At 63.0% G+C, this 8,711-nt stretch carries 9 protein-coding genes; 6 read left to right on the forward strand and 3 right to left on the reverse strand.

The features are described from left to right. Positions 1-116 precede the first annotated feature (116 nt). Entirely contained in the window at positions 117-1,142 is a 1,026-nt protein-coding gene (locus H928_RS0111260; RefSeq protein ID WP_043339728.1) for a class I SAM-dependent methyltransferase, read from the reverse strand. Between the two features lie 228 nt (positions 1,143-1,370). Between H928_RS0111260 and H928_RS27275 the strand changes: the two genes are divergently transcribed. Continuing rightward, on the forward strand, positions 1,371-2,336 hold the full coding sequence (locus tag H928_RS27275) for an AraC family transcriptional regulator (RefSeq protein ID WP_148293129.1): 966 nt from the start codon (positions 1,371-1,373) through the stop codon (positions 2,334-2,336). Between the two features lie 55 nt (positions 2,337-2,391). Here the strand turns inward: H928_RS27275 and rho are convergent, their stop codons facing one another. Together rho and trxA are read right to left on the reverse strand one after the other, a co-directional pair. Continuing rightward, on the reverse strand, positions 2,392-3,654 hold the full coding sequence (gene rho / locus H928_RS0111270) for a transcription termination factor Rho (RefSeq protein ID WP_021026598.1): 1,263 nt from the start codon (positions 3,652-3,654) through the stop codon (positions 2,392-2,394). 363 nt (positions 3,655-4,017) lie between these two features. After that, positions 4,018-4,350 (reverse strand): thioredoxin TrxA, encoded by a 333-nt coding sequence (gene trxA, locus H928_RS0111275; RefSeq protein WP_027010832.1) that lies wholly within the window; start codon positions 4,348-4,350, stop codon positions 4,018-4,020. Between the two features lie 260 nt (positions 4,351-4,610). On the opposite strand from trxA, the gene H928_RS0111280 reads away from it, so the two are divergent. The 5 genes from H928_RS0111280 to H928_RS33230 all read left to right on the forward strand — a co-directional run. Next, a complete protein-coding gene (locus H928_RS0111280; RefSeq protein WP_021026600.1) occupies positions 4,611-5,102 on the forward strand; it encodes a hypothetical protein in 492 nt (163 codons plus the stop codon). 168 nt (positions 5,103-5,270) lie between these two features. Further along, positions 5,271-5,720 (forward strand): dUTP diphosphatase, encoded by a 450-nt coding sequence (gene dut / locus H928_RS0111285; protein WP_021026601.1) that lies wholly within the window; start codon positions 5,271-5,273, stop codon positions 5,718-5,720. Between the two features lie 81 nt (positions 5,721-5,801). After that, complete coding sequence (locus H928_RS0111290) at positions 5,802-6,350, forward strand: glycine zipper 2TM domain-containing protein (protein ID WP_021026602.1); 549 nt, start codon at positions 5,802-5,804, stop codon at positions 6,348-6,350. 163 nt (positions 6,351-6,513) lie between these two features. Continuing rightward, positions 6,514-7,302, forward strand: a complete 789-nt coding sequence (locus H928_RS0111295; protein WP_021026603.1) for a transporter substrate-binding domain-containing protein — start codon at positions 6,514-6,516, stop codon at positions 7,300-7,302. A gap of 425 nt (positions 7,303-7,727) precedes the next feature. After that, positions 7,728-8,711: TonB-dependent siderophore receptor (locus H928_RS33230; RefSeq protein ID WP_239644935.1), on the forward strand; the 984-nt coding region annotated here is incomplete at its 3' end.

Raw genomic sequence — 8,711 nt, forward strand, 5'->3', positions numbered from 1 at the left:
AAGCCCTCCATTATTGCATAGGATGGGCTTGTTTTCAGTAAAACCTCGGGTTTCAGTCGGCTGATGGCTTCGGTGGCCTGCGCCTGAAGCATTGCAATGCGTTGATTTGGCAAGCTTTAAGCCGGCTTACGCCCCGCATGCAGCCAGACGGGCGCCATTGGGAAATCCAGCCGCCCCAACGCGCGGATCTGGCCAAAGCCCGCTGCTGCCATGTGCTGGGCGATATCGCCCGGGCGCGGCAGGTAATGGCCGCGCAGCACCAGGCCGGCGTAAAACGGCCAGACGCAGGCGGCCATCGCCGGGTCATCGGGCCGCTCGGCATGGGCCAGCAGCAGCAGGCCGCCGGGCTTCAAGGCCTGCCACATGCCGCGCACGGCCTGGGCCGGGTCCGGCAGAAAGTGCAGCATCGACGAGCACCAGATCAGGTCAAAGCCCTGGCCATAGTCCTGCTGCTGCACATCGCAGCCTTGCGCAGCCATGCGCCCCTGCAGTCCGGCCTTGGCAATGTTCTCGGCGGCCACGGCGGCGGTGCCTGGCTCATCGCAGACCAGCCCCTGCCAATGGGGCAGCTGCTGGGCCAGTGCCATGCCGATATGGCCGGGGCCTCCGCCCAGATCGAGCAAACGCCCTGTGGCGGGCAGGGGGCCCAGTTGCGCCAGCAGATGCGCCATCGCTGGCACGGTGATCGCGCGCTGCTCTTGCCCGATCTGCACGCGGGCCGCCTGGGCCCAGCTGCCGGGCGGCGCGGTCATGGCCACGCTGCCTTTTGCCAGCCACTGCGGCCATTGGCTGGCCAGGCCGGACAAGGCCTGTTGCCGGTACTGCCAGGCCTGCGCGCAGTAGTCGGCTGCGTCCGTCAGAAAATAGCGCTGGGCCAGCGCCGAGCTGGCAAACAGGTCATCGCCTTGCGCATGGCTTGCACGCTGGCAGTCAAGCAGGTCCATGCTCCACAGCAGCTCCAGCCAGACGGCACAGGCCCCTGCATGCAGCCCCAGGCGTTCTGCCACCGCCTGGGCGCTGGCGGGCTCGCGCAGCTGGTCAAACAGCCGCTGCGCCAGCGCTTGCTCCAGCGCCTGGCTTTGCAGTGGAATCGCAGCCAGGCGCCACAGTGGCTGCAGCGGATGCTCGGTCTGAAAATCCATGCGCATGGTCAAGCCCCCGCTGTGCAGTGAAACGGAGGAGGATTGCCTGTCGATAAGAGGAGGTGTGCCATGGTTGCGGTCCGGGTGCTTAGGGGGTGGATACAGAGCCTTCACTATAAATTTCAAATGCAAATAGGTATCATTTGAAATTTAGGCAAAACGGAGCATTGCTTTGGCAGGGCGGAGTCATTCGCGATGCTGCCGCCTGCTGCGGCCAGAAAGGCAGTCTTGGTCTACCGAATCAACAGCGCAGATGCGAGCGCACCCCAGCGCCTGGGCCCCTTGGCCTGGTGGCGCTCCAGCCTGCCCGCGCAGCTGGGCCATTGCGCCACCGACCGGCTGCAGATCGAGCCAGGCCTGGCGCTGGTCTATATGGATTACCAGCCCAACCGGCCTTTGCTGGAAGCCAGCCTGCTGGAGCGTGAGAGCCGCTGCCTGACCTTGACGGTGGCGCTGCAAGGGCAGTCCAGCACCACCGGTGTGGATGGCCAGCGTTTTGATTTTGTCGCCGGCCACAGCACCTTGGCCGCTTTTGCCTCGGTGCGGGGCGAGCGCTGCTTTCCGGCCGGGCAGGCGCTGCGCCAGCTGCGGCTGGTGGCCGATGAGGCCTTGCTGCAGCGCTATGGACTGGCCGATCTGCTGGAGGGTGTGCGCTTTGACCAATCGGCGCGCGCGCTGCATTTTGGCGCCTATGGTGCGAGCACCGCGCAATGGGCGGCGGCCTTGCTGCCAAGGCATGCGCAAGAGGGGCGGGATGAGCGAGGTGCGTTGCTGGGCATGCAGATCGCCGCGCTCAGCCTGCTGTCCGAGCAGACCCGCCAGCTGCGCCCGTCGCCAGCCACGGCGGCCCCATTGCGGCCCGCAGACCAGGACAAGATTCTCCAGGCGCGCGACATCCTGCTGCGCGACTATGCCCAGCCCTTGACGGTGGCCTACCTGTGCGCAGCGGTGGGCACCAACGCCTTTGCGCTGAAAACCGGCTTTCGCCAGCTCTTGGGCACCAGCCCCCACCGCATGCTGACCCGCATCCGCATGGAGCACGCCTGGGCATTGCTGGACAGCGGCCAGCGCGTCTCGGCGGTGGCCTACCAGGTGGGCTACCAGCATGTCTCGAGCTTCAGCACGGCCTTTGAGCGCCACTTTGGCCGGTCGCCCAAAACGGTGGCGGGAGAGCGCTGGCGCACGCGGGCATGAAAAAACCCTCCGTGTTGAGTGGAGGGTTGGCAGGCCGGTGGGCGCAGGGCGGGGTTTAGCCGCCGCGGCGCATCATGTCGAAGAACTCGACATTGCTCTTGGTCTGCTTCATGTTCTTGATCATCAGTTCCATGGACTCGATCTCATCCATGTTGTACATGAACTGGCGCAGGATGCGGGTCTTTTGCAGGATCTCGGGAGCGAGCAGCATCTCTTCGCGGCGCGTGCCGCTCTTGTTGAGCTCGATGGCCGGGAAGACGCGCTTTTCGTACAGGCGGCGGCTCAGGTGCAGCTCGCTGTTGCCAGTGCCCTTGAATTCTTCAAAGATCACTTCGTCCATGCGGCTGCCGGTGTCGACCAGGGCGGTGGCGATGATGGTGAGCGAGCCGCCTTCTTCGACATTGCGGGCCGCGCCAAAGAAGCGCTTGGGGCGCTGCAGCGCATTGGCGTCCACACCGCCGGAGAGCACCTTGCCTGACGAGGGCACCACATTGTTGTAGGCGCGGGCCAGACGGGTGATCGAGTCGAGCATGATGACGACGTCCTGGCCCATTTCCACCAGGCGCTTGGCGCGCTCGATGACCATCTCGGCCACGTGCACGTGGCGGGCTGCGGGCTCGTCAAAGGTCGATGCAATGATCTCGCCCTTGACCGAGCGCTGCATTTCCGTCACTTCTTCCGGACGCTCGTCGATCAGCAGCACCATCATGTGCACATCGGGGTAGTTGGCGGTGATGGCGTGTGCAATGCTTTGCATCATCATCGTCTTGCCGCTCTTGGGGGCGGCGACGATCAGTGCGCGCTGGCCACGGCCAATCGGCGCGATGATGTCGATCAGGCGGCCGGTGATGTTTTCCTCGGCCTTGATGTCGCGCTCCAGACGCATCTGTTCCTTGGGGAACAGCGGCGTCAGGTTCTCGAACATCATCTTGTGCTTGTTCTGCTCGGGTGGCAGACCATTGACCTTGTCGAGCTTGGTCAGTGCAAAGTAGCGCTCGCCATCCTTGGGCGTGCGCACTTCGCCTTCAATCATGTCGCCGGTGTGCAGGTTGAAGCGGCGCACCTGGCTGGGGGAGATGTAGATGTCGTCGGTGCTGGCCGTGAAGCTCGTGTCGAGGCTGCGCAGAAAGCCAAATCCGTCGGGCAGGATTTCGAGAACGCCATCGGCAAAAACCTGTTCACCGGCCTTGGCCCGCTTCTTGATGATCGCAAACATCAACTCCTGTTTGCGCATGCGACCAGTATTTTCAATTTCAAGCTCTTCTGCCAGCTTGAGGACTTCAGACACATGCAGTGCCTTGAGCTCATTTAAGTGCATGGATAGACTCCAGAACGGAGTAACTGTTAGAGGTAGGGGGAATGCAGAGCCGGTGCAATAAGCGGGAGACCGCGAAGCCGGAGACCATGCTTGATCTATTCTTGGTCGGAATACGATCGGTGATCTAAATGTCGATTATAGACAGGTTGCTGCAGGAACATCCTGCCTGAATTATCAACTATATGTATCAGGCGGGACAGTGAGCGGCTAGGTTTTTTGATTTTTTTATAAAAATACAGAAAAATCAAATGCTTGAAAAATGCAAAAAGCACGGCAGAAACCGTGCTTTGTTGGCGATGGCCGCCAGATTGGGCCGGCCATGCCGGGATGCAGACGCGCGGGCCGCGCATCCAGGGGCTGGATTTAGGCCAGTTGCTCGTCCAGGAAGGCCGTCAGTTGGGCCTTGTTCAGCGCGCCCACCTTGGTGGCGGCCAGTTCGCCGTTCTTGAACAGCATCAAGGTGGGGATGCCGCGGATACCGAACTTGGCCGAGATGGCGCGGTTCTCATCGACATTGACCTTGGCGATCTGCAGCTTGTCCTTGTAGCTGACCGACACTTCTTCCAGCACCGGAGCGATCTGCTTGCAAGGGCCGCACCATTCGGCCCAGAAGTCCACCAGAACATTGGTGTTGGGTTGCAGAACATCGCCTTCAAAGCTGGCTTCGTTGGTGTGCTTGATCAGGGATTCCGACATGGCAGGTTCCTCGTTAAATTTTGGGTTTTTTGGCGCCAGGGGTTGCGCCATGGACAAAAGTTGAGGCCATTGTGACAGAAAGCAAGGCCGGGTGCAGGCAGCGCGCGCTGCATCTGACGCGTTGTAGGGGCGCAGGATGTCAAGCACAATGCGCTCTCAGAGGGACAAGAGGGTCCGGGCATGCAGCCTTGCTATGCCGGAGTTTGAAACTATCAATCGCTGCTGCCGCTTGCAAGCGACGGCGGCAAGAGGAGATGCCATTGGCACTGCTGAACAGGGACAGCGCGTCTGTCTATGACACACCACCGCACGGCGACTTTGTGCGCTATGTGGACCAGCTCATCGCCCGGCAGAACCCCGGTGCCGCCCATACCACGGGCAGCATGCAGCGCCCGGCGCGGCCAGGCCATGGCCAGGCGCCATCGGCTCCATCCGGCCAGGCGAGCAGCAACCCGATCGCCGACCAGGCCCAGGAGCTGCTCGACCGCATCCGCCAGATGGACCAGGTGCGCAAGGACAGGCGCCAGGGCGCGGCGCAGACGCTGACCACTACAACGCGCAGCAGTTCAGGCGCAGCCACCACATCGATTTTTACCTCTGCCGGCAGTGGCAGTACAGCCAGCAAGAAGCCGTTCAGCGGCTTCAAGCTCATCGGGGTGCTGATCGCCGCGATCCTGGGCATCATGTTTCCGCCACTGGGCATCGTGATGCTGATTGCGGCCTTCAAAAAGGGCTGGTCGCAAAAGAACTAGGCGGCCACAGAACACGGCCCCACCGGATGCCGCAGGGGCAGGGTGGGGGAGGTGCAGTTCCTTGCATTTGTATGCATACGGTAAATGCCTGTAGGCCGGTGCACCAACTGCGCTGGCGGGCGTTGTGTATATGCTAGCCTTCGCTGCATTGATAGCTGAACCACCACCATGATTGTTGACCTGAAGATTCTCGACCCCCGCATGCAAGAGCAGCTGCCCCAGTACGCCACCCCTGGTAGCGCCGGCCTGGATTTGCGTGCCTGCCTCGATGCCCCTTTGACGCTGGAGCCCAATGCCTGGCAGCTGGTGCCCACCGGCCTGGCCATCCATTTGCGCGACCCTGGCTATGCCGCGATGATCCTGCCGCGCTCGGGCCTGGGCCACAAGCATGGCATCGTGCTGGGCAACCTGGTCGGCCTGATCGACAGCGACTACCAAGGCCAGCTGATGGTCAGCGCCTGGAACCGCAGCAGCCAGCCCTTTGTGCTGCAGCCGATGGAACGCCTCGCGCAAATGGTGATCGTGCCGGTGGTGCAGGCGAGCTTTCAGGTGGTCGAAGATTTTGGCGATGTGTCCGAACGCGGCGCCGGGGGCTATGGCTCCACCGGCACCAAGTAAGCCACCGCAAGCTACTGAACCTGGCGGGCCCTTGGTGGCCCTGACCCCCTCGTCATTTTTGTGATCTGAAAGGAGAGCGCAATGTCTCAAACAAATCCAAGCTCGCGCAGCCTGCTGCAACGTGCAGGCAAGCTGGGCCTGGCCATGGCGGCCGCCTCGCTACTGGCGGCCTGTGTGCAGGCACCTCCCCGTTATGACAACCGCTACCCGCAAGGCCCGGCGCCCCAGCAACAGGGCAGCTACCCGCAGCAGGGCGGCTATCCGCAGCAGCAAGCGCCTTACGGTATGGAATACGGCACCGTGGGCAATATTGAAGAGCTGCGCTCTCAGTCGCGCAGCACCTCCGGCGTAGGCGCCATCTTGGGTGCCGTGGTTGGCGGCGTGCTGGGCAACCAGGTCGGCGGCGGCTTTGGCCGCATGGCCGCCACTGCTGCCGGTGTGGCCGGTGGCGCAGCGGCCGGCAATGCGCTGGAGCAGTCGTCGGGTAGCGGCCGCAGCACCGTCAGCGGCTACCGCATCCATATCAACCTGCAAAACGGCGGCCAGCGCATTTTTGATGTGCCCAACCCCGGCGATCTGCGCCCGGGCGACCGCGTGCAGATCAACCAGGGCCAGATCTCGCGTTATTGATCGGCGCAGCGCCTGCCAGGCTTGGGTGAACCCCGATGGGCAGGCGGCTGGCGCTGGGACACAATGGCGCCGCGTGTCTCAAAAAGCGTGTACACCGCAACGGTGTGCACGCTTTTTTTGCGTGATCTTCCCTCCCGATTGTCGACCATACCAAGGTGCCACCATGTTCCAGAAGAAAACCAACACCCTCGCCGCCATGGCCCTCAGCGCGACGGCGCTTGCAGCGCTGTCTCTGCCGGCCCAGGCGGGTCCTCGGCTCGATGCCATCATGCAGGCCAAGGTGCTGCGCGTGGGCACGCCGGGCGACTACCGCCCCTTTGCGATGAAGGCCGATGGCAAGTACGCCGGCCACGATATCGAGGTGGTCGAGGCCATGGCCAAGGAACTGGGGGTCAAGGTCGAGTATGTGGACACCACCTGGCCCAAGCTGATGCAGGACCTGCAGGACAACAAGTTCGATGTGGCCGTGGGCGGCATCACGCGCAATGTGGCGCGCCTGGGCAAGGTGCAGATGCTGCCGGGCTACGCGCCGTTTGGCAAGGTGGCCCTGGTGCGTGCGGCCGACAAGGACAAGTTCACCACGCCCGAAAGCCTGAACCAGGTCAGCGTGCGCGTGATCAAGAACCCCGGCGGCACCAACGAGGCCTATGTGCTGCAGAACCTGAAAAACGCCCAGGTCAGCACGCATGACAAGAATGCCGAGATTCCGGGCCTGATCGCCGAAGGCAAGGGCGATGCGATGATCACCGAGACCTATGAGGCGCTGCACTACAGCAAGGCCGACCCGCGCCTCTACGCCGCCTACCTGGACAAGCCGCTGACCCCCGTCAACCAACTGGGCTTTATGCTGCCGGTGGACGATGCCGACTACCAGCGCGTGATGCAGTTCACCTGGGATGTGCTGGCGCTGCGCGGCGTGTTGCAGCAAGAGGCGCAGAAATGGCTGAAATAAGCCGTTAGGTCGCCAGCAAGGCCAGCGCGTAAGCCGCCTGGTCTGCATGCCGTTGCCAAGGTACAGGGCGCCCAGGGGGTGCTCCACCGGTGCAGGCGTTGCAGACCAGGCGGTTTTTTTGTTGGTGCGTGCCGGCTGCAAAAGCTTCGCGGGGGTTGCCGATGACGGCTCGAGCAAGCGCAGATCTTGCGTATTCCGCTGCAACTGTCGCTATTTCGCAGCAGCACCCAGTCTTTGCAGGGCTATTGCCTCGATAAATAAGAACTATTCTCATATAATTGTTACATCGCCAGCCTGTGACCCGCACGCCAGCCGTGCTGCCGCCCCTGCCCTTGCAGCGGGCCGTCATTGCCAGCTTCTTTGTTCAACCCTGTTGTCTGAAAGCTCGGCCCGTGGCTGCTCATCCCCCTTGCGACGCGCATCGCGTGTCTTCGTCCCTCCCTGTGTCGCGCCTCTCCAGTGCCGCGCGCCAGCCGTTGGCCTTGCAACCCCTGGCACTGGCTGCACTGCTGTGTGTGGCCCAGGCAGCACAGGCCCAAAGCCCTGCAGCGGCCAGCTCCGGTCAGGCGACTGGCGCCGTGCAGGTGGCTGCGGCCGATGCGCCCTTGCTCAAGGAAATGGTGGTCAGTGGCTCGCGCTACGAGCAGGACCCCGACGAGCTGCCGATGAGCATTGACGTCATCAATGCCCGGCAGATGGAAGAGCAGCAGATGCGCGATATCCGCGATATTGCCCGCGACATGCCCAATGTCTCGGTCAAGCGCGCACCGGCGCGCTTCACCCTGGCGTCCAGCCCCACCGGCCGCGACCAGAACGCTGGCTTCAATATCCGGGGCTTGGACGGCAACCGCGTGCTGATGCTGGTCGATGGCATCCGCCTGCCGCGCAGCTATGTGTTCAGCGCCAATGCCTTTGGCCGTGACTACCTGGATGTCGGCATGGTCCAGCGGGTGGAAGTGGTGCGGGGGGCCACCTCGGCGCTGTATGGCTCCGACGGCATGGCCGGTCTCGTCAACTTCATCACCAATGATCCCCGCAACCTGCTCAAGGACGGCCAGACCTTTGGCGGCCGTGCCAGCGTAGGCTATGACAGCGAGAACACCGGCAAGAATCTGGGCCTGACCCTGGCTGGCAAGCCCAATGAGACGGTTGAATGGCTGCTGGGTGTGAACCTGGGCCGCAGCCGCGAGCTCAAGAACATGGGCGATATCGACACGCTCGATACGCGCCGTACCACACCGAATCCGCAGCGCGACAAGGATGCCTCGGTGCTGGGCAAGGTGATCGTGCGCCCCAATGCAGACCAGAAGCACACCTTCACCGTCGAGCATGTCGACAAGAAGGCCGACTACCAGCTCTACACCGCACGCACGGCGCCGCCGGTCACCGCCGCTACGGCCGTCATCGAT

The sequence above is a fragment of the Comamonas sp. B-9 genome (assembly GCF_000410635.1).
GTDB lineage: Bacteria > Pseudomonadota > Gammaproteobacteria > Burkholderiales > Burkholderiaceae_C > Comamonas.

Bases quoted from the DNA above. Each gene is read 5' to 3' on its own strand.
- trxA (WP_027010832.1), bottom strand. From the start codon at position 4,350: ATGTCGGAATCCCTGATCAAGCACACCAACGAAGCCAGCTTTGAAGGC.
- H928_RS0111290 (WP_021026602.1), top strand. From the start codon at position 5,802: ATGTCTCAAACAAATCCAAGCTCGCGCAGCCTGCTGCAACGTGCAGGC.
- H928_RS0111295 (WP_021026603.1), top strand. From the start codon at position 6,514: ATGTTCCAGAAGAAAACCAACACCCTCGCCGCCATGGCCCTCAGCGCG.
- dut (WP_021026601.1), top strand. From the start codon at position 5,271: ATGATTGTTGACCTGAAGATTCTCGACCCCCGCATGCAAGAGCAGCTG.
- H928_RS0111260 (WP_043339728.1), bottom strand. From the start codon at position 1,142: ATGGATTTTCAGACCGAGCATCCGCTGCAGCCACTGTGGCGCCTGGCT.
- rho (WP_021026598.1), bottom strand. From the start codon at position 3,654: ATGCACTTAAATGAGCTCAAGGCACTGCATGTGTCTGAAGTCCTCAAG.